Raw genomic sequence first — 18,658 nt, 5'->3', positions numbered from 1 at the left:
CAGGCGTCCTCAGGGCGACGCCAGCGCCGTGAACGGCCCCGGCTGGCCCAGCGCCGTCTGCCCCTCGTTGAGCACGGCCACCAGCCTGCCGTAGAAAAACGGCAGGCCGAAATCGATGGCGCCGTTGATGCCGGTGCCGGCCACATCATCGACCGCCACTGCACCCGGGTTGCTCGTGAACAGCGACTGTGCATTCACGATGGAAAAGTTCTGGCTCAAGGAAGATCCCGTTGCCGAGGTGAAACTGGCAGACAGGGCCAATGAACTCGCAGGGCAATAGAAGCCCGCAAACGAAACGCTCGGGCATCGGGCAATCGAGGAATCGTTCAGAAAGAAGAAGTTCGAGCCGCTGTCGAGAAAGCTGTCGGGAAAGCTCGCGCTCTTGTAGGTCGCCGAGACAGCGAGTGTGCGCGGGTTCGTTCGCAGCACCGTCGCGCCGCTCATGGCGTTGTTGGATTGCGTGCCGACGCCGAAGTAGAGCGTTCCGAGCGTCGTGCCCTGGCCTGCCGACGAGATCGCGGGCAGGCTGAGCACGACCCCGTTGTTGTCCTGCGCGAAAGCGGCCACGAGGTTGGGGGCCTGCATCGCGACGGGCACTGTGCTTCCCTGGCACGCCCCTCCCGAGGGGCAGGTGTAGTAGGTGGCCGAAACGACCTGCTGCGCGCACGCTGCGCCGCAATCGTGCAGGAAGGCCGCCAAGCCGATGATGCCGTTCGTTCCAAGGTCGGCGGGGGTGTTTTCAGCCGCCAGCGTCCCGTTGTCCGAGCATGTGGCCGGGGCGCCGCCCGCCGCCGTATCGCCCACGATCTGCAGCGGTTGCGCCGCCGCCGACTTCGGCCCCAGCGTGACGTCGGCCACGCGCATCGTTCCCCACGTGTAGCCATCGAGGAACTGCTGGCATGCATTCAGCGGCGCACTGTTCACCGTCTCGCGCGGCAGGGCCGCGAGCAGCGACGGACTGATGGCGGCGGCGGTGATCCGCAGGCCCGTGGAGCCGGTGTCGATCAGTACGTTGTTGATCGTCTGGCAGTTGCCCGTTCCCGGAGCGCAAAGCTGCACGCTGACCTGTGGAAGGTTGACCCCGCTCGAATCCGTTCCACGGCCCACCGTGACGGTCATCGCGTTCTGCGAGGTTGCCACCGGGGCCGAAGGCGCTGCTGCTGGCGCCGTGGGGGGCAGCAACCCGATCGGCAGGCCGCCTCCGCCTCCGCCGCCACCCCCACCGCAGGCAACGAGGCCCGCGAGGCTTCCCGCGCATACAGCCATGACCGCAGCCCTGAGAAGCCAGGCCCTGGCTCCCGGGCTCATTGCCTTCGCGCGCGCACTGGCGCCAGTCACGCGTTCGTTGCTTGCCTGCTGTGATTCCATGGGCATGGTGGCTGATGACTGAAGGGTTGAGAGGGTCAGGAACCTTGCGGGATCGACAGCGCATCCGGACTGACGCCGGCTGGCAGCAATTGCGGCAACCAGGCAACGCCCGTCGAAGAGCGTTGGTGCGTGGAGGCCTGTACCGCGAATGTCTCGTCCTTCTGCGAGGTCGTGCCGTGCGAACCCCTGCCTTGCAGGCGCAGCGCGCGTGCGTTCCGTGACATCTGCGTGGCGTACTGGGTGCCCAGCAACACCGAGAGTTCAGGCCGGTGCGAGCCGCGCCACGCCACCGCGAACACGACGCCGTCCGCGGTCAGGTACTCGCGCTCGATCAGGCCGTCTGGCAGCGTGACTTCGCGCGTGGTCCAGCTTGCCGTTGTTCCTGCCGGCGCGCTGCCGCCCGTTGCGGGTTCGGTGCTGGCCGTCGGGCTGCTGGCCTTGTTCGACCCGGCGGCAAGGCGCTGAACCGAATGCGCGCTGGCGGCACTCAGCGTCGGGGCGCCCCCCAGTTCGGCAAACGCCGAGGGCATGCCGGCCACGGCGAGCGCAAGCGCAAGGCCGCCCAGCAAGGCGGGCCTGTGGGCACGACGCGCATGACATTTATGTGACCCGCTCTTCATGCAGACTTCCTTTGACATGCCGACGCGCGGAGATTACATCCCGTTGGCACCGAGTGGGCAAAGACCTGTGTGCCTGCATTGGCTGCAACGCCAAGTCGGCCAGCGCTCAGGTTCGCGGTGTTAGCGCGTTCGCGGGGAGGGCGTAGGATCGCTGCCAAAGAGGTGCCCCGACATGACTGCACAGACATTGATCGATACCGCGCAGGCGCTGGTCGCCGGTGACAAGGGCCTGCTCGCGATGGACGAGAGCAACGCCACCTGCAACAAGCGCTTCGCGGCGCTGGGCATCCCGCAGACCGAGGGCGCGCGGCGCGACTGGCGCGAGCTGATCGTCACTGCGCCCGGGCTGGGCGACAGCATCAGCGGGGCCATCCTGTTCGACGAAACCATCCGGCAGAAGACGAATACCGGTGCCTCGTTCGCCAAGGCGCTGGCCGACGTCGGCATCATCCCCGGCATCAAGGTCGACATGGGTGCGAAGGCGCTGGCCGGCCATCCCGGCGAGACGGTCACCGAAGGCCTCGACGGGCTGCGCGAACGCCTGGCCGAGTACGTCGGCATGGGCGCGCGCTTTGCCAAATGGCGCGGCGTGATCGCCATTGGCGACGGCTTGCCCAGCCGCGCCTGCATCGACGTCAACGCCCATGCGCTCGCGCGCTATGCGGCGCTGTGCCAGGAAGCCGGCGTGGTCCCCATCGTCGAGCCCGAAGTGGTGATGGACGGCGACCATTCGCTCGCGCGATGCGCGCAGGTCACCGAAGAGGTTCTGCGCAAAGTGTTTGCCCAACTGAACGCGCAAGGCGTGCTGCTGGAAGGCATGCTGCTCAAGCCGAACATGGTGCTGCCGGGGCAGGGCAGCAAGGTGCAGGATGCTGTCGATGCGGTGGTCGATGCCACCGTCGCTTGCTTGCTGCGCACCGTGCCGGCGGCCGTGGCCGGCGTCGCATTCCTGTCAGGCGGGCAGTCCGCTCAACTGGCTTCGGCTCGCCTGGGCGCAATGAACACGAGGTTCAAGTCGCGCATGCCGTGGGCGCTGACCTTCTCCTTTTCGCGTGCGGTGCAGCAGCCGGCGCTCGACGCATGGAAGGGTGACGCGGCCAACGTCGCAGTGGCCCAGCAGGCGCTGGTGTTCCGCACCCGCTGCAACCGGGCGGCACGCCGCGGCGAGTACGACGCGCAGAAGGACGCGCCACGCTGAGCGATCAATCAATCAAGCAATCGATCAACAAACAACAAGAGACAAGACCCGCTTCATGACGATGCAAGACCTGTACGCGCAAAAGCGCGTTTCCGCTGCCGATGCCGTGCGCCAGGTGCGCAACGGCGACATGATCATCGTGCCGACCGGCGTGGGCGAGCCGCCATCTCTGCTGACGGCGCTGTCGGAGCAGCGTCGCGATTTTCGCGACGTCAAGGTGGCGCAGATCCTTGCGATGCGCAAGTACGCCTACATCGACCCCGAGACCATCGAGCATGTGCGCCACGTCGCGCTGTTCTTCGGCGGTGCCACCCGCGCGGGCGGACAGGAAGGCTGGATCGACTTCATCCCCAACTACTTTTCGGAGATCCCGGCGCAGATCGAGCGTGGGCAGATCGCCGCCGAAGTGGTCTTCAGCATGGCGTCGCCGATGGACGCGCACGGCTACTTTGCCGTGAGCCTGGGCGCCGACTACACGATGGCCGCCATCGCCAAGGCGCGCGCGGTGGTGCTGGAGGTGAACCCGAACGTGCCCTTCGCATGCGGCAACTGCCACGTGCATATTTCGCAAGTCGCGGCACTCGTCGAAAGCGACGCGCCGGTGATGGAAGTGGGCCTGCCGAAGATCGGCCCCGTGCAGGAGTCCATCGGCAAGCATGTGGCCGATCTGATCGACGACGGCTCGACGCTGCAGATCGGCTATGGCGGCATTCCCGACGCGGTGGTCATGCAGCTCACGGGCAAGCACGACCTGGGCATTCACACCGAGATGATCGGCGACGGCATCCTCACGCTGGTGGAAAGTGGCGCTGTCACCAACCGCCGCAAGAACTATCTGCCGGGCAAGTCGGTCGCGACCTTCGCGCTCGGGTCGGGCAAGCTGTATCGCTTCATGGACCGCAATCCGGGGCTGGAGATGCATCCGGTGAACTTCACCAACGACCCGGCGCTGGCGGGGCTGAACGACAACCTGATCGCCATCAACGCGACCATGCAGATCGACCTGCTGGGCCAGTGCGGCTCCGAGAGCCTGGGGCATGCGCCGTATTCCGGCACGGGCGGGCAGTCGGACTTCGTGCGTGCGGCCAATCGCTCGCGCGGCGGCAAAGCCTTCATCGTGCTGCCCTCGACCGCCAAGGGCGACACCATCTCGCGCATCGTGCCGTCGCTCTCGCCCGGCACGCATGTGAGCACGAGCAAGAACGACATCAACTACGTGGTCACCGAATACGGCGTGGCGCAGTTGCGTGGCAAGTCGGCCAAGCAGCGGGCGCAGGAGCTGATTGCGATTGCGCACCCGGACTTTCGCGCGGAACTCACCGAGCAGGCGAAGCGACTGAGGTTGCTGTGAACCGGCGCTGGCGGTCGACCGGTCTGCGTTGTTGAGGAAGTTCGCCGAGCCGCCTTGCGGTCTCACTCGAGTTCCGCATGCGCGCGATATTGTCCCGGCGTCATTTTCTTGAGTCGACGGAAGTGCCGGTTGAAGTTCGAGATGTTGTTGAAGCCCACCTCGTAGCAGATGCTGCTCACCTGCTTGCGGGTACACAGCAGCAGGCGGCCGGCTTCTGCCACGCGCAGCCCGACAAGGAACTCGGTGAAGGTGCGGCCGGTGACTTTTCGGAACTGGCGTGAAAAGGCGCTCGGCGTCAGATGGGCGAAAGCGCTGACGTCCATCAGCGTCAGCGCGTCGGTGTAGTTCGACTGGATGTGGTCGAGCGTGCGGTAGATGTGTGCCGACGAGGCGCTGGTACCGCAGGCCGGTGTCCTGCAGGGCTGCGATGACAGCGTGCGGTAGTCGGTCGACTGCGTCAGCTCATGCAGCAGCGCGGCAAATTCCGAGAGGCGCGCAAGCCCGCCTTGCGCCTTGACCCCCTGGAACCGCTTGGCCACGAGTTCACCGAGGCCGGCGAATGCCACGCCACGGCGTGCGCGCTCCAGCAGGGCATGGGCCTTGCGCAACTCTGGAAAGAACTCCATGCCGCGGCGCATCGGCTCATCGGAGAACCGCAGCAGCAGGCTTCCGTGCATGACTGCGGCGGCGCTGTTGCCTTGGGCGCGCATGAAGACAAGGTTGTGCGGCAGCCTGGGCCCGATAAGCACGACACTGCCGGGCGCGAATCGATGGACCTCGTCGCCGATGTAGGCGCACTCGTGGGGCGCTGTGATCAGGTGCAACTCGTAGCCGTGGTGATAGCGCAGCCGGCCGGGTTGCCAGGGGGCACCCTGTTCCAGCAGGTGCATGAAGGACTGCGGGTCGTCACCTTCGTGTGCGAAGGCCGTCGCCTCGTCTTGCACGGCTGCGTTCATGGCCATCGCTTCAGCCGGCGTTTTCAAGAAAGTCCCAAAGCTCCTGCCGGGTTGGCAGCGTGCTCTGGGAGCCGAAGCCGCGAACCGCCATGGCAGCCACCGCGCAGGCCATCCGCATCGCCTGCGGGATGCCGAGCGCCCAATGGACCGCCAGCGCCGCGGCGAAGGCGTCACCGGCGCCGGTCGTGTCGAGCACCGGAACGCGGAAGGCGGGCTGTTCGTGCAGGGTGCCTTGCCCATCGACATGCGCCGCGCCTTCGTCGCCGCGCGTCACGACGATGCGCCCCGGCCACTTCGCCAGCAGCGCGCGCCATTCGGTTTGGCCGTCGCCGAAGCCCATCATGAGTTCGTGCTGGTTGGTCAGGAAGAGATTCACCCGTTGCAACAGTTCGGGCGGGATCGCGCCAGCGGGGGAGGCGGTCAGCAGGAAGGGCTTGCCGAAGCGATGGGCGAGCGCGGCCGCTTCCATCGCGGCTGCCATCGGGATGCCCAACTCGGCCAGCACCATGTCGCTGCGGGCGAACAAGGTCTCGGCGGTGCGCACGTGGGCGGGGGTCAACCGATGGTTGGCACCCGGCACCACCGTCACGGCGCTTTCGCCCTGGCACGCGAAAACCGCCGCGGCGCCGGTGGGCGCGTCGACCGTCGTGGCGACATGGTCGGTGCACACGCCTTCGGCGCGCAGGTGGTCCAGCAGCCCATGCCCCTCGGCATCGTCACCGGTGCAACCAACGAGCCAGGTTTCGGCGCCCAGGCGCGCGGCCGCGACCGCCTGGTCGGCACCCTTGCCGCCGGGCGTGCGCCGAAAGCTCTGCCCGCCCAGCGTCTCGCCGTTGCGCGGCAGGCATGACGCCTCGAACACGTAGTCCATGTTGATGCTGCCCACCACCAGCAAGCGAGTCATGCCTGTCTTTCCCCTTTTCTTTGCATTGCGAAGTCGCAAGGCGCGGCAAGTATGCAGCATCAAATACGAACATAAACGGACAAATACAAAGGGATTTCCCTGAGATAAATTTCGATTTTGTGCGAATTTAAATGTCCGAATGAACAATAGAATTCCGTCCGTTCAACCGAACGAACGCACGCTCGACGTTAGCGCGCACCTTCAACAAGAGCATTCGCAAGGAGACCCATCCATGAAGAAGTCGATCACCCGCTGCGTCGCAGCCGCAACCCTCGCCCTGTTCGCAGGCCACGCGTTCGCCCAGGACAAGCCGCTCAAATCCGTCGGTATCACGCTGGGGGACATGGCCAACCCGTTCTTCGTGGCCATCGGCCGCAGTGCGGAAGCCGAGGCCAGGAAGATCAATCCGGCGGTGAAGGTGACCACGGTGTCGAGCAAGTACGACCTGAACACGCAGGTCGACCAGATCGACAACTTCATCGCCAACAAGGTCGACGTGATCGTGCTCGGCGCTGCCGATTCCAAGGGGGTCGGCCCCGCCGTGCGGAAGGCGCGCGCCGCGGGCGTCATCGTTGTGGCGGTGGACGTGACGGCCGAAGGGGCCGATGCCACCGTGATGTCCGACAACGCGATGGCTGGGGCCGAGTCGTGCAAGTTCCTGGCCGAACGCATCGGCGGCAAGGGCAACTTCGTGATCGTCAACGGTCCGCCGGTGTCGTCGATCATGGACCGCGTCAAGGGCTGCAAGGAGACCCTGGCGAAGTACCCCGGCATCAAGCTCGTGTCGGACAACCAGGACGCCAAGGGCAGCCGCGACGGCGGGCTCGCCGCGATGGCCAACATCCTGACGGCGCAGCCGAAGATCGATGCCGTGTTCGGCATCAACGACCCGACGGCCATCGGCGCGGAACTCGCGATTCGCCAAGCCCGCCGCACCGACATCAAGGTGACCGGCGGCGTCGACGGTTCGCCCGACGGCGAAGCCGCGCTCAAGGCCAAGGATTCGCTGTTCGTCGTCACGCCAGCGCAGGACCCCAACGGGATGGCCGCCGAAAGCATTCGCGTGGGTTACGGCCTGCTCAATGGCCGCAAGCCGCCCAAGACGATGAACCTGATGGCGACGCCGCTCACCACGCGCGACAACATCGGCAGCTACAAGGGCTGGGTGCGTTGAGCACGCAGGCGACCATGGGCGAATTCGTTCTGGAGATGTCGGGGATCCACAAGCGCTTCGGCGCCACCCGCGCGCTGCAGGACATGCGCCTGCAGGTGCGCCCCGGCGAAATCCACGCCCTCATGGGCGAGAACGGCGCGGGCAAGAGCACGCTGATGAAGATTCTCTCGGGTGTCTACCAACCGGACGCGGGGCAGATCCGGGTGGCGGGTCAGCCCGTGGCCATCCGCAGCCCCAGCCATGGGCAGCGCGCGGGCATCAACCTGATCTACCAGGAGCTCAGCATCGCGGCCCACCTCACGGTGGCGGAGAACGTGTTCATGGGCAACGAGCCGCGCGCGGCGCTCTGGCTGGTCGACCGTGCGCGGATGCTGCGCGAGACCGAGCGCGTGCTGCAGCAGCTCGGCGCGCAGTTCGGCGCCGACTGGCCGGCCGGGCGGCTGTCGATCGCCGAGCAGCAGCAGGTAGAGATCGCGCGGGCACTGGTGCACAAGGGCCGCATCCTGATCATGGACGAGCCGACGGCCGCGCTGTCGGACCGCGAGACGGCGCACCTGTTTCGCGTGATGCGCCGACTGCGCGACGACGGCATCGCGATCATCTACATCAGCCACCGGATGGCCGAGGTCACGGCGCTGGCCGACCGCGTGACGGTGCTGCGCGATGGCTGCCACGTGGCCGACCTGGCGCGCGACGAGATCGACGAGCAGCGCATCGTCCAGATGATGGTCGGGCGCACGCTCACCGATTTCTACCAGCACCGCGGCCAGCGCAAGCCCGGCCGCGTGATGCTGGAACTGCAGAACGTGAGCGGGCCGCGCAATCCACCGAGCAGCCTCAAGGTGCATGCGGGCGAGGTGCTCGGCCTGGCCGGCCTGGTCGGGGCAGGGCGCTCGGAGCTTGCACGGCTCGTGGTGGGAGCGGACGCGCGCACCGGCGGAATCATCCGCGTCGACGGCAAGCCGGTCGACGTGCGCCGCCCGCTCGACGCCATCCGCCTCGGCCTGGGCTATGTGCCCGAGGACCGCAAGGGGCAGGGCCTGTTCCTGCAGCTCAGCGCGCTGACCAACGTCGCAATCAACGTGTTGCCCAGGCACGCGGTGGCGGGCGTGCTGAACCACGGCGCGCTCGACCGGCTGACGCGCCAGGCCATCACGCGGCTGAACGTGAAGATCTCCGGCCCGCAGGGCATCGTGGGCGCGCTGTCGGGCGGCAACCAGCAGAAGCTGCTGCTGGCGCGCTGGCTCGAGATCCAGCCGCGCGTGCTGATCCTCGACGAGCCGACGCGCGGCGTCGACGTCGGTGCCAAGAGCGAGATCTACAAGATCATCGGCGAGCTGTCCGACGCCGGTGTCGCCGTGGTCGTGATCTCCAGCGAGCTGCCCGAGATCGTCGGTGTGTGCGACCGCGTGCTCGTGATGCGCGAAGGTGCCATTGCGGGCGAACTCGAGGGCGATCGCATCACCCAGGAAAACATCATTCAACTCGCAGTCAACGCTCCCGAGCCGGAGCGGCACATCGCATGAACGCCTTCACAGAAACGCATCCCTCTCCCCTTCAAGCCGTGGTCTTCGACATGGACGGGGTCCTGATCGACACCGAGATCGTCTGGCAGCGCGTGCGGGAGGACTTCGCGCAGAGCATTGGCGCACACTGGACCACCGAGGACCAGGAGTCCACGATGGGCACGAACACCGCAGCCTGGTCGCGCATCATGGTCGAGCGCCTGCAACTGCGCGAGCGCAACGGCATGGACGAAGCGGCGGTCGCGCGCGAGATCGTGGGCCGCATGCTGGCGCAGTACCGACGCCATCTGCCCCTGCGTGCCGGTGCCGTTGCCGCCGTGCAGATGGCCGCGCGATCGCACGTGGTGGCGCTGGCCACGGGCTCGCCAGCCGAACTCGCCCACCATGTGCTGCAGGCCAGTGGACTTGCGCCGCTGATGCAGGCCGTGGTCTGCGGTGACGATGTCGAACACGGCAAGCCGGCCCCCGACATCTACCTGCTTGCACTCGCGCGCATCGGCGTCGCACCGCACGCGGCCATCGGCATCGAGGACAGCGCCAACGGCCTGCGCTCGCTCAAGGCCGCCGGCATGGCCGCCATCGCCGCACCCAGCCCCGACTACCCGCTGTCGCCCGAAGCGCTCGCGCTGGCCGACCTGCGCATCGACAGCATGGAAGCCCTGACACCCGAACTGCTGCAACAGGCGCACGCGAATTCGGCACGCACGCCGCGCTGAATTCGCGCGCCGTCTTACACCTTCAAGAAATCACCATGTCAAAGACTCTTACCTCCGCGGCCCTGCCGCCTGCGCGGACCAGTGCCCACGTCCGCACCGGCCGCGCGGCCGGCATCCTCCAGCGCCTGGGCATGCTGCCTGCGCTGCTGATCCTCTATGTCGTCTTCTGGGGCCTCACGGTCTACGTCTCGGGCGACGGCGGCTCGAACTTCGCGACCACTGCGAACACGATGAACATCCTGCGCCAGGTCTCGATCAACCTGGTGCTCGCGGCCGGCATGACCTTCGTCATCCTGACCGCCGGGATCGATCTTTCGGTGGGCTCGATGCTGGCCGTGTCCGCCGTGCTGGGCATGCTGACCTCGCTCACGTCCCATGCCGGGCTGTCGCTGCCCGTGTTCCTCGCCACGGGCTTGCTGATGGGGCTGCTCAACGGCACCACGGTGGCGCTGCTCAAGATCAACCCCTTCATCGTGACGCTGGGCACCATGACCGCGTTGCGCGGCGCCGCCTACCTGTTCGCCGATGGCACCACGGTGCTCAACAGCGAGATCCCGAGCTTCGGCTGGATCGGCAACGAAGACTTCCTGGGGCTGCCCTGGCTGGTGTGGATCGCCGCCGGCGTGACGCTGCTGTCGTGGGTCATCCTGCGCAAGACCATCCTCGGGCTGCACATCTACGCGGTCGGCGGCAACCCCGAGGCGGCGCGCCTCACGGGCATCGGCGTGGGCGGCGTGTTGATCTTCGTCTATGCCATCAGCGGCCTGTTCTCGGGCCTCGCCGGCGCGATGTCCGCCAGCCGGCTGTTCGGCGCCAACGGCAACTGGGGCACCGGCTACGAACTCGACGCGATCGCGGCGGTGGTGCTGGGCGGCACCAGCCTGATGGGCGGCGTGGGCTCGATCGGCGGCACCATCATCGGCGCGCTGATCATCGGCGTGATCAACAACGGCCTGACCATCCTCGGTGTCTCGTCGTTCTGGCAGTACGTGGCCAAGGGCGTCGTGATCCTGCTGGCAGTTGTCATCGACAGATGGCGGCAGAAGCAGGCGCAACACTGAACGCCATGATCTCCAGTACCTATGTCATCGGCGTCGATTTCGGCTCCGACTCGTGCCGCTGCGTGATCGCGGACACCACCACCGGCGAGGAACTCGCCAGCGCTGTGGCGGCCTTTCCCCGATGGGCGGCCGGCCTGTATTGCGACCCGATGCGGCGTATTTTTCGCCAGCATCCGCAGGACCATCTCGATGCGCTGACCCAGGCGGTGCGTGCCGCGGTGTCGCAGGTGACGCCCGCAGTGCGTGCGGGCGTGCGCGGCCTGTCGATCGCGACCACCGGCTCCACCTCGGCGCCGGTCGACGAAACCGGCTGTCCGCTGGCGCTGCGTCCGGCTTTCGCCGACAACCCGAACGCGATGTTCCTGATGTGGAAGGACCACAGCGCCACGCTCGAGGCCGAGCAGATCACCGCCGCCGCAAAGACCTGGGGCGGTGTCGACTACACCGCGCACATCGGCGGCGTCTACTCGGCCGAGTGGTACTGGGCCAACCTGCTGTGGGTGTTCCGGCACGATGCGCAGGTGCGCGCGGCCACCGCGAGTTGGGTGGAGCATTGCGACTGGCTGCCGGCCGAGTTGACGGGCACCACCGCGCCACGGCTGATGCGCCGCAGCCGCTGCGCCGCCGGCCACAAGGCGATGTGGAACGAGGGCCATGGCGGCCTGCCGTCGCAGGCCTTCCTGAGCCACATCGATCCGCTGCTCGACGGCATTCGTGCGCGGCTGTACGAGGACACCTGGACCGCCGAGACGCCCATCGGCACACTGACGCCCGCGTGGGCTGGCCGACTGGGCCTGCCGGACGAGGTCGTGGTCGGCGTGGGGGCCTTCGATGCCCACATGGGCGCCGTCGGCGCCGGCATCCGCGCCCACACACTGGTGAAGATCATGGGGACCTCGACCTGCGACATCGTGCTGGCCCCGACCGATGAGCTGGGCGACCGCGTGGTCGAGGGCATCTGCGGTCAGGTCGACGGATCGGTGATGGCCGGGGCCATCGGCCTTGAGGCAGGGCAGTCTGCCGTCGGTGACGGCTTCGCATGGTTCGCGCGGGTGCTGGAGTGGCCACTGCCCGAGGGGCCGAACCGCGATGCGTTGCGCACCGAGTTGCTGCCGATGCTCGAGCGTGCCGCCGCGCTGGAGCCGCCCGGCGCGCATGGTGTGGCCGCGCTCGATTGGCTCAACGGGCGCCGCACGCCCTATGCCGACCAGACGCTGCACGGCGCGCTGTTCGGCCTGTCGCTGGGCAGCTCGGCGCCGCAGCTCTACCGCGCGCTGGTCGAGGCCACGGCCTTCGGTGCGAAGGCGATCGTCGACCGCTTCACCGAAGCGGGCGTGCGCATCGACGAGGTGCTGGCAATCGGTGGCGTGGCGCGCAAGTCGGCGCTGTTGATGCAGATCCAGGCCAATGTGTTCGACCAGCGCATCCGCGTGGCGAAGTCGGAGCAGGCGGTGGCGCTGGGCGCCGCGATGTGTGCGGCAGTCGCATGCGGCCTGCATGCCGACATCCCAGCCGCGCAGCAGGCGATGGCCTGCGGGTTCGATCTGGTCTACGAGCCACAGGCCCGGGAGGCCGCGCAGTACCGCTCACTGTTCCGGCGCTATCAGGAGATGGGCGCCTTGGTGCAAGGGATGAAGCAAGAGGTGATGGCCCATGACGCTGCATAAAGAACTCAAACGCGAGGCCTATGAGGCCAATCTGGAAATCCCGAAGCAGGCCTTGGCGCTGTACACCTTCGGCAACGTGAGCGCATTCGATGCCCGGCAAGGCGTGTTTGCCATCAAGCCGAGCGGCATTCCCTACGAACAGATGTCCGCCGACGACATGGTGGTGGTCGATCTTGAATCGCGCGTCGTCGAAGGCACGCTCCGTCCGTCCAGCGATACCAAGACCCACGCGGTGCTCTATCGTGCGTTCGAGGGCATCGGCGGGGTGTGTCACACGCACTCGGTGCATGCGGTTGCCTGGGCACAGGCAAGGCGTGCGATCCCCATCTACGGGACCACGCACGCCGATCACCTGACCGTGGCTGTTCCAGTGACCGAAGTCATCAGCGACGAAGCCGTGGCGCGCGACTACGAAGAAGAAACCGGGCTGCAGATCGTGCGCAGAATGCATGGCATCTCGCCGCAGGAGGTCGAGATGATCGTGGTGTCGTGCCATGGACCGTTCACCTGGGGAAAAACCGCCATGAAATCCGTGTACAACGCTCGCGTGCTCGAGGAGCTGGCGCAGATGGCCTACCTCACGCAATCGATCGATCCCGCGGCGCGCGAGTTGCCGCCCGCAGTGATCCGCAAGCACTACGAACGCAAGCATGGCGCCGGCGCCTACTATGGGCAGTCCTGACAGATAAACAACCTCGCGATGACCCGAAACGCTTCCCGCCCCGCGCCCATGGCCTCCGAGCCGCCGTCCGATCCATCGCCGCAGGAAGCCCTGCAGGCGACCACGGCAGAGCACCGTCACATGCTGATCCTGAAGGTGCTCGCACAAGAGGGCGCCTGCCGGGTCAGCGACATGGCGCGCCGTTTCACCCTGTCGGAGATGACGCTGCGGCGCGACCTGCAGGAGATGCACGACGCCGGCCTGCTCAAGCGGGTGCACGGCGGCGCATTGCCGATCGGGCGCGACACCGCGTTCGGCGTGCGCATCCAGGAAGGCTCTTCGCAGAAGCAGCAGATCGGCGCGGCAGCGGTCGGCCTGATCCAGGACGGCTGGTCGATCTACCTCGACGCCGGCACCACCTCGATGGAAGTGGCGCGCGCGATCATGCAGGGCCTGAAGAACGTGAAGCAGCTCGCGATCGTCACCAACGGCATCAACATCGCCGCCGAACTGGTGGGCCGCACGCCCTACGACATCTACGCGATTGGCGGCGAGATCTACGCCACCGGTGTGAGCGCGGTGGGCCCGATGACGCTGGCGCAGGTGGCGAATTTCCATTTCGACCTGTTCTTCATGGGCGCGCGCGGGGTCGATGCCGAGGCCGGCTGGACCAACACCAATCATCTCGAGACGCAGGTCAAGCATGCGGTGATGGAGCGCAGCCGGCATGTGTGCGCGATCGTGGACAGCAACAAGTGGGGCCAGCGCGCGCTGGTCTCGGTGGTTCCCTTCGGCGCGGTAACGCACTGGGTCTGCGATGCGCGGCTGCCGCAAGAGGCGCGCGACGCGGCGCTGGCCCAGGGAGTTGAACTGCGGATCGCTGCACCAGAGGCGGTGCCTGGAGCCTCAGGTCTTGTCGGGAAGCAGAAGGATTGATGCCCGCTCCACGCGAGGGGCTTTCCATTGCCCTGCTGGACGGCTCGACGGAACGGATTCTCGCCACCAGGAAAAGACTCGAATCAATGGGTCATCGGCCAATCGCCTTTGCCCAACCGGTCGACCTGCTCCAGGCGTTGAGCCATGCCCAGCGCTTCGACATGCTGTTCCTGGGCATTCAGGACAATGTCATTCGCAAGAGCCTGTGCGCCGTGTGCGGCGTGATCCGCATACCGGTGCTCTTTATCGTCGATGGTGCGAACTGGACGGCGCTGGCGCCATGGGGTGCGGACTTCGCGAACGGCGATGCCATCGAACTCGATGTCGAGCGAACCTCGAACGAAGAACTGGACAGGCGGATGCAGACGCTGCTTCGGGACAGGAGCGCGCTGTCTCCGGCCGTGAATGAGGCGCAGGCTCCGAGCTGGCACGGCTACCAGTTCATGCCCGAGGCCTGTCTGGTGCTGCATCGCGACCGCGAGATCCGCCTTCAGCCGCGCCAGTTCGCGCTGGCGCTCGAGCTGTTCAGGAACATGGGGCACGTCGTTTCCAGGGATCGGATCACACGCGTGGTTTGGAAAACCGCGTCGTTGCGTGAGGGAACAAGGGTGCTCGACGTCTGCGCGACAGGCGTGCGAAGCCGGCTCGCACTGCATGGCGAGAACGGCCTGCTGCTGCGTGCCGTGTACGGGCAGGGTTACCAGATCGTGCTGGTGAGGCCCCGGATCGGCGCAGCAGAGGAAGGCTGCGCCACCCCGGGCTGAAGCTCTAGCCGGCCTTGGCTGCGCGCACCAGCGATGGCGTGGCCTTGTAGTTCTCCGGGAACAGCTTCTTCAGGTCATCGATCTTCGGCATGTCGTTGATCGCGATGTAGGGCTGGTTGGGGTGCAGCGTCAGGTAGTCCTGGTGGTAGTCCTCGGCCGCGAAGAAGGGCTTGGACATTTCGATGGTCGTCGCGAGCGGCTTGCCGAAGGTCTTGGCCTGGTTCAGTTGCGCGATGTAGTCCTTGGCAACACGGGCCTGTTCGGCGTTTTCGGCAAACACCGTGGAGCGGTATTGCGTGCCCGAGTCCGGCCCCTGCCGGTTGAGTTCGGTCGGGTCGTGCGCCACCGAGAAATAGATCTGCAGCAGCTTGCCGTAGCTGACCTGCTGCGGGTCGTAGGTGATGCGCACCGACTCGGCATGGCCGGTGCGGCCCGAGCCGACTTCGTCATAGCGCGCCGTCTTGGCGTCGCCACCGGCATAACCCGAGACCGCGTTGCTCACGCCCTTGACGCGCTGGAACACGCCCTGCACACCCCAGAAGCAGCCGCCCGCGAACACGGCGGTTTCGGTCTTTGCGGTCGGTGGGGCCGTCAGGTCGGCGGTGGGCGCGGGCACGCGGCGGGCCGTTTCGGCGAACGAGGGAACGGCATGCCAGACCAGGAGCGCGGCCGCGAGCGTGCCTGCGGTGAGTGCGAAGGATTTCATGGGGTTTCCTTGAAAGAGGTTTCGTTGGCGAAACCGGTTGACGAGACATTGACGCCGAATCCGCCGGGCGTCAACGGCGGCGGTTGCGGGTGAAAACGTTCGAGCAGGCGTTGCTCCAGGCCGGTGCTGCCGTCGCCGGACGACCATTGCGCCAGCAGGCCCGTGTCGAGCCCGAGCGCCACGGCGCCCACGCCCGCGAGCACCGCCACGCCCAGGCCCTTGCGGACCCATTCGCCAATGCCCAGCGATCGCTTCATGGCTGCGAAAAGCCGGCCACCGGTCCACAGCGCCAGGGCGAGGGAGCTGACGGCGCCGGCGGCATAGGCCAGCAACAGCAGCGAGGTCTGCACATTGGCGCCGTGAATCGCGGCGCCAGTCAGCACGAGGCCGAGCACCGGGCCGGCGCAGGGCGCCCACAGCAGGCCGGTGGCAACGCCGAGCACGAAAGAAGGAAGGATGGATGTCGGCGCATGCTGCGCCTTGCGCTGGGCAACGCTGGACAGCCGCGAGCCCAGTGCCACCAGCGGTTGCGCAAGGCGTGTCGAAAGACGTGGCGCGAGCAGCGTGAGGCCCAGCAGTGCCAGCATCGCCATGGCCAGGTAGCGGCCGAATTCATTGGCATGCACGGCCCACGCGCCGCCGACCGCCGCGAGGCTGGCCACCGCGGCGAAGGTGAGCGCCATGCCCGCCAACAGCGGCAGGCCGCTGCGAACGAAGGGCTGGTCGACGCGCGCGAACACGAAGGGCACGACCGGCAGGATGCAGGGCGCAAAGATGGTGAGCGCACCGCTCAGGTACGACAGCACAAAAAGGATCACGAAGGCTCCTTGGAGGCTGGTCGCATCGGGCGGCGCGTGTGAGACGTGAAAGAGAAAGCGGCGTCGCGCTTACTTCTTCATCTCGTCCTTGCCCATGCTGTCCTTGGCCATGGAGTCTTTCTTCATGCCGTCCTTCGACATGGAATCCTTGGCCATCGAGTCCTTCTTCATGCCGTCTTTGGACATGCTGTCTTTCGACATCGAATCCTTCTTCATTCCGTCCTTGGACATCGAGTCCTTGGCCATGCCGTCTTTGGCCATGTCATCGGCGGCGAAGGCCGAGGCGCCAGCGAAGGCCATGCAGGTTGCGAGCAGGGTTGCGGTGAGCTTGTTCATTTGGAATCTTCCAGTTGAGGTTTCGTTTTCAAAATTGGCGCGGTTCCAGGGAACACGGCCTCGCACTTTCATCGGCAGTCGAGCGGCTGTGGCAGCCGCTCAGCTCCCTCCGAACCAGTTGTAGCCCTGGTCTTCCCAGTAGCCACCGGGATAGGTGTTGGTGACGAACATCGCCTTGATGTGCTTGGGGTTCTTGTAGCCAAGCTTGGTGGGCATGCGCAGCTTCATCGGAAAGCCGTACTTGGGCGGCAGGGGCTGGTCGTCGTAGGTCAGCGTCAGCAGCGTCTGCGGGTGCAGTGCGGTGGGCATGTCGATGCTGGTGTAGTAGTCGTCGGCGCACTTGAAGCCGACATACTTGGCGGTGGTGTCGGCGCCGATGTGGCGCAGGAAGTCGGCAAAGCGCACGCCGCCCCATTTGCCGATCGCGCTCCAGCCTTCCACGCAGATGTGCCGCGTGATCTGGTCGTGCTGCGGCATGGCGCGCAGTTCGGCCAGGGTCCAGCTGCGCTTGTCGGCGACCATGCCGGTCACTTCGAGCTTGTAGGTGGCTTCGTCGACTTCGCGGACTTCGTCCTCGCCGTAGAAGGCGTTGAAGGGAAAGGGGCGCGTGATCTCGGCTTCGGTGTAGGTCGGCGCGAGTTGCGTGGGGCTGAAGATCAGGCCTTGCACCTTGTCGTTGAAGCGCGAGATTTTCATCAGCGCCGCTTCGACATGGCTTTCGTCGCTGATGCTGCAGCCGGTGAGCAGCGACAGGCCGCCCAGCGTCAACGAGCGCTGCAGGAAGGCGCGGCGCGCGGGCTGGTCGAGCTTCTTCGCAATCAGCGAGCGGGCTTCGCGCACCACGGCGTCGCCGTCGAGGCTGGTCATCGTGAGGGCTTTGAAAATTCTCATGTCGGGTTTTGCTTTGCTGCTTGGAGTCGACGTTTGGGGCGCTGTTGTTCAGGGCTTGTGCGAATGACACCAGGTGCTCCCCTCCGCGAATGTCCCCCGCTTCGCTCCTCCTTTATTTCGCTGCGGGGAGCACCTGGTGTCATTCGCACGTGGACACGCTGCTGGTGATCGCCGATCAATCAGTGCTCTGATAACGCTCACGTCGATACGGGGCTCTTTTTCGCGAAATAAAGGAGGAGCGAAGCGGGGGACATTCGCGAAAAAGAGCACCGTGTCGGCGGGAGCGCCGCCCTGAACAGCAGCATCCCGAAGAGCGACGCGACGAACAAAAAGACAGAGGGTCATTTCGAGCTCTTGGGCGCACGGCCGCGAATCATGGTCAGCAGGGTGCGAGGAACCAAAGCCACCATCACAAGGTGCAGCGCCACGAAAGCAACAATGGCGGCCATCGCAAAGAAGTGAATGCGGCGCGCGAAGTCGTAGCCGCCCATCAGGTCGCGCAGCACGGCGAACTGCACCGACTTCCACAGCACCAGGCCCGACAGCACGATCACGATCAGGTCGAGCATCACGAACAGGTAGGCCAGGCGCTGCACGCTGTTGTAGCGCCGCGGGTCGGCGTGCGAGAGCTGGCCCTTGAGCGCAGCCAGCGCGTCGTGCCAGATGCCGGCCGGCGTGACCGGGAAGAACTTGGCCGCGAACCGGCCACTGGCGATGTTGATGGCCAGGTACACGAAGCCGTTGAAAACCAGCAGCCACATCGCTGCAAAGTGCCACTGCAGCGCACCGCCGAGCCAGCCGCCGAGCGTGATCACGGTCGGAATGGTGAACGGGAAGAAGGGCGCCGCGTCATAGATGCGCCAGCCGCTCGTGACCAGAATCAGCACCGCCACGGCGTTGAGCCAGTGCGTGACGCGCATCCACAACGGGTGGATGGGGCGGGCATCGGGTGCGGTGCTTGCGATGGCTGTGCTGTTCATGGGGCGGATTGTTGGACGCACCCCA

The 18,658-nt window shown here is 66.3% G+C and carries 18 protein-coding genes and 1 pseudogene; 10 read left to right on the top strand and 9 right to left on the bottom strand.

The features are described 5' to 3' along the window. Nucleotides 1–9: 9 nt before the first annotated feature. On the bottom strand, nt 10–1,266 hold the full coding sequence (locus H7F35_RS30905; protein ID WP_187110306.1) for a DUF3443 family protein: 1,257 nt from the start codon (nt 1,264–1,266) through the stop codon (nt 10–12). Nucleotides 1,267–1,403: 137 nt separating this feature from the next. Next, on the bottom strand, nt 1,404–1,937 hold the full coding sequence (locus H7F35_RS30900; protein WP_187110305.1) for a DUF2844 domain-containing protein: 534 nt from the start codon (nt 1,935–1,937) through the stop codon (nt 1,404–1,406). A gap of 223 nt (nt 1,938–2,160) precedes the next feature. On the opposite strand from H7F35_RS30900, the gene H7F35_RS30895 reads away from it, so the two are divergent. Beyond that, nucleotides 2,161–3,186, top strand: coding sequence for a class I fructose-bisphosphate aldolase (locus H7F35_RS30895; protein ID WP_187110304.1), 1,026 nt, complete (start codon nt 2,161–2,163; stop codon nt 3,184–3,186). A gap of 55 nt (nt 3,187–3,241) precedes the next feature. Continuing rightward, nucleotides 3,242–4,537: an acetyl-CoA hydrolase/transferase family protein gene (locus tag H7F35_RS30890; RefSeq protein WP_187110303.1), complete on the top strand. Its 1,296-nt coding sequence runs from the start codon at nt 3,242–3,244 to the stop codon at nt 4,535–4,537. 62 nt (nt 4,538–4,599) lie between these two features. Here the strand turns inward: H7F35_RS30890 and H7F35_RS30885 are convergent, their stop codons facing one another. Continuing rightward, nucleotides 4,600–5,499 carry a helix-turn-helix transcriptional regulator gene (locus H7F35_RS30885; RefSeq protein WP_187110302.1) on the bottom strand — a complete coding sequence of 300 codons (900 nt, stop codon included), beginning with the start codon at nt 5,497–5,499 and terminating at the stop codon, nt 4,600–4,602. Nucleotides 5,500–5,503: 4 nt separating this feature from the next. Beyond that, entirely contained in the window at nt 5,504–6,397 is an 894-nt protein-coding gene (locus H7F35_RS30880; RefSeq protein ID WP_187110301.1) for a ribokinase, read from the bottom strand. Nucleotides 6,398–6,629: 232 nt separating this feature from the next. Between H7F35_RS30880 and H7F35_RS30875 the strand changes: the two genes are divergently transcribed. The 8 genes from H7F35_RS30875 to H7F35_RS30840 are packed head-to-tail and all read left to right on the top strand — an operon-like array spanning nt 6,630 to nt 14,902. Continuing rightward, nucleotides 6,630–7,571: an ABC transporter substrate-binding protein gene (locus tag H7F35_RS30875; RefSeq protein WP_187110300.1), complete on the top strand. Its 942-nt coding sequence runs from the start codon at nt 6,630–6,632 to the stop codon at nt 7,569–7,571. Nucleotides 7,572–7,585: 14 nt separating this feature from the next. Continuing rightward, entirely contained in the window at nt 7,586–9,097 is a 1,512-nt protein-coding gene (locus H7F35_RS30870; RefSeq protein WP_222621985.1) for a sugar ABC transporter ATP-binding protein, read from the top strand. Continuing rightward, the gene (locus H7F35_RS30865) at nt 9,094–9,813 is read left to right on the top strand and encodes an HAD family hydrolase (protein ID WP_187110299.1); all 720 of its coding nucleotides are present in this window, start codon (nt 9,094–9,096) and stop codon (nt 9,811–9,813) included. The genes H7F35_RS30870 and H7F35_RS30865 overlap by 4 nt, the downstream gene beginning before the upstream one ends. A 35-nt stretch (nt 9,814–9,848) precedes the next feature. Beyond that, nucleotides 9,849–10,874: an ABC transporter permease subunit gene (locus H7F35_RS30860; protein ID WP_187110298.1), complete on the top strand. Its 1,026-nt coding sequence runs from the start codon at nt 9,849–9,851 to the stop codon at nt 10,872–10,874. Between the two features lie 5 nt (nt 10,875–10,879). Then, a complete protein-coding gene (locus H7F35_RS30855; RefSeq protein WP_261803425.1) occupies nt 10,880–12,541 on the top strand; it encodes a ribulokinase in 1,662 nt (553 codons plus the stop codon). Continuing rightward, the gene (gene araD, locus H7F35_RS30850; RefSeq protein WP_187110297.1) at nt 12,528–13,223 is read left to right on the top strand and encodes an L-ribulose-5-phosphate 4-epimerase AraD; all 696 of its coding nucleotides are present in this window, start codon (nt 12,528–12,530) and stop codon (nt 13,221–13,223) included. Before H7F35_RS30855 ends, araD begins: the two co-directional genes overlap by 14 nt. Before the next feature lie 18 nt (nt 13,224–13,241). Then, nucleotides 13,242–14,138: a DeoR/GlpR family DNA-binding transcription regulator gene (locus H7F35_RS30845; RefSeq protein ID WP_261803424.1), complete on the top strand. Its 897-nt coding sequence runs from the start codon at nt 13,242–13,244 to the stop codon at nt 14,136–14,138. Beyond that, on the top strand, nt 14,138–14,902 hold the full coding sequence (locus H7F35_RS30840; protein ID WP_187110296.1) for a winged helix-turn-helix domain-containing protein: 765 nt from the start codon (nt 14,138–14,140) through the stop codon (nt 14,900–14,902). The genes H7F35_RS30845 and H7F35_RS30840 overlap by 1 nt, the downstream gene beginning before the upstream one ends. A gap of 4 nt (nt 14,903–14,906) precedes the next feature. Here the strand turns inward: H7F35_RS30840 and msrA are convergent, their stop codons facing one another. The 5 genes and pseudogenes from msrA to H7F35_RS30815 all read right to left on the bottom strand — a co-directional run bounded on the left by msrA (nt 14,907) and on the right by H7F35_RS30815 (nt 18,633). Next, nucleotides 14,907–15,608, bottom strand: coding sequence for a peptide-methionine (S)-S-oxide reductase MsrA (gene msrA, locus H7F35_RS30835; RefSeq protein ID WP_187110295.1), 702 nt, complete (start codon nt 15,606–15,608; stop codon nt 14,907–14,909). Nucleotides 15,609–15,691: 83 nt separating this feature from the next. Next, a pseudogene (locus H7F35_RS30830) lies at nt 15,692–16,426 on the bottom strand (cytochrome c biogenesis CcdA family protein); the annotation flags it as partial. Between the two features lie 69 nt (nt 16,427–16,495). Further along, nucleotides 16,496–16,762 (bottom strand): pentapeptide MXKDX repeat protein, encoded by a 267-nt coding sequence (locus H7F35_RS30825; RefSeq protein WP_187110293.1) that lies wholly within the window; start codon nt 16,760–16,762, stop codon nt 16,496–16,498. A gap of 99 nt (nt 16,763–16,861) precedes the next feature. Then, nucleotides 16,862–17,653, bottom strand: coding sequence for a molybdopterin-binding protein (locus H7F35_RS30820; protein WP_187110292.1), 792 nt, complete (start codon nt 17,651–17,653; stop codon nt 16,862–16,864). Nucleotides 17,654–17,994: 341 nt separating this feature from the next. Next, complete coding sequence (locus H7F35_RS30815) at nt 17,995–18,633, bottom strand: cytochrome b/b6 domain-containing protein (protein ID WP_187110291.1); 639 nt, start codon at nt 18,631–18,633, stop codon at nt 17,995–17,997. Nucleotides 18,634–18,658 lie beyond the last annotated feature (25 nt).

Origin of the sequence: Variovorax sp. PAMC26660, assembly GCF_014302995.1 — a bacterium.
Taxonomy (GTDB): Bacteria; Pseudomonadota; Gammaproteobacteria; order Burkholderiales; family Burkholderiaceae_C; genus Variovorax.
This window is presented reverse-complemented; position numbering and strand designations above follow the sequence as displayed.

Coding starts and splice junctions, on each gene's coding strand:
- H7F35_RS30905 (WP_187110306.1), bottom strand. CDS start 1,266: ATGGCTGTATGCGCGGGAAGCCTCGCGGGCCTCGTTGCCTGCGGTGGG.
- H7F35_RS30895 (WP_187110304.1), top strand. CDS start 2,161: ATGACTGCACAGACATTGATCGATACCGCGCAGGCGCTGGTCGCCGGT.
- H7F35_RS30890 (WP_187110303.1), top strand. CDS start 3,242: ATGACGATGCAAGACCTGTACGCGCAAAAGCGCGTTTCCGCTGCCGAT.
- H7F35_RS30885 (WP_187110302.1), bottom strand. CDS start 5,499: ATGGCCATGAACGCAGCCGTGCAAGACGAGGCGACGGCCTTCGCACAC.
- H7F35_RS30880 (WP_187110301.1), bottom strand. CDS start 6,397: ATGACTCGCTTGCTGGTGGTGGGCAGCATCAACATGGACTACGTGTTC.
- H7F35_RS30875 (WP_187110300.1), top strand. CDS start 6,630: ATGAAGAAGTCGATCACCCGCTGCGTCGCAGCCGCAACCCTCGCCCTG.
- H7F35_RS30870 (WP_222621985.1), top strand. CDS start 7,586: ATGGGCGAATTCGTTCTGGAGATGTCGGGGATCCACAAGCGCTTCGGC.
- H7F35_RS30865 (WP_187110299.1), top strand. CDS start 9,094: ATGAACGCCTTCACAGAAACGCATCCCTCTCCCCTTCAAGCCGTGGTC.
- H7F35_RS30860 (WP_187110298.1), top strand. CDS start 9,849: ATGTCAAAGACTCTTACCTCCGCGGCCCTGCCGCCTGCGCGGACCAGT.
- H7F35_RS30855 (WP_261803425.1), top strand. CDS start 10,880: ATGATCTCCAGTACCTATGTCATCGGCGTCGATTTCGGCTCCGACTCG.
- araD (WP_187110297.1), top strand. CDS start 12,528: ATGACGCTGCATAAAGAACTCAAACGCGAGGCCTATGAGGCCAATCTG.
- H7F35_RS30845 (WP_261803424.1), top strand. CDS start 13,242: ATGACCCGAAACGCTTCCCGCCCCGCGCCCATGGCCTCCGAGCCGCCG.
- H7F35_RS30840 (WP_187110296.1), top strand. CDS start 14,138: ATGCCCGCTCCACGCGAGGGGCTTTCCATTGCCCTGCTGGACGGCTCG.
- msrA (WP_187110295.1), bottom strand. CDS start 15,608: ATGAAATCCTTCGCACTCACCGCAGGCACGCTCGCGGCCGCGCTCCTG.
- H7F35_RS30825 (WP_187110293.1), bottom strand. CDS start 16,762: ATGAACAAGCTCACCGCAACCCTGCTCGCAACCTGCATGGCCTTCGCT.
- H7F35_RS30820 (WP_187110292.1), bottom strand. CDS start 17,653: ATGAGAATTTTCAAAGCCCTCACGATGACCAGCCTCGACGGCGACGCC.
- H7F35_RS30815 (WP_187110291.1), bottom strand. CDS start 18,633: ATGAACAGCACAGCCATCGCAAGCACCGCACCCGATGCCCGCCCCATC.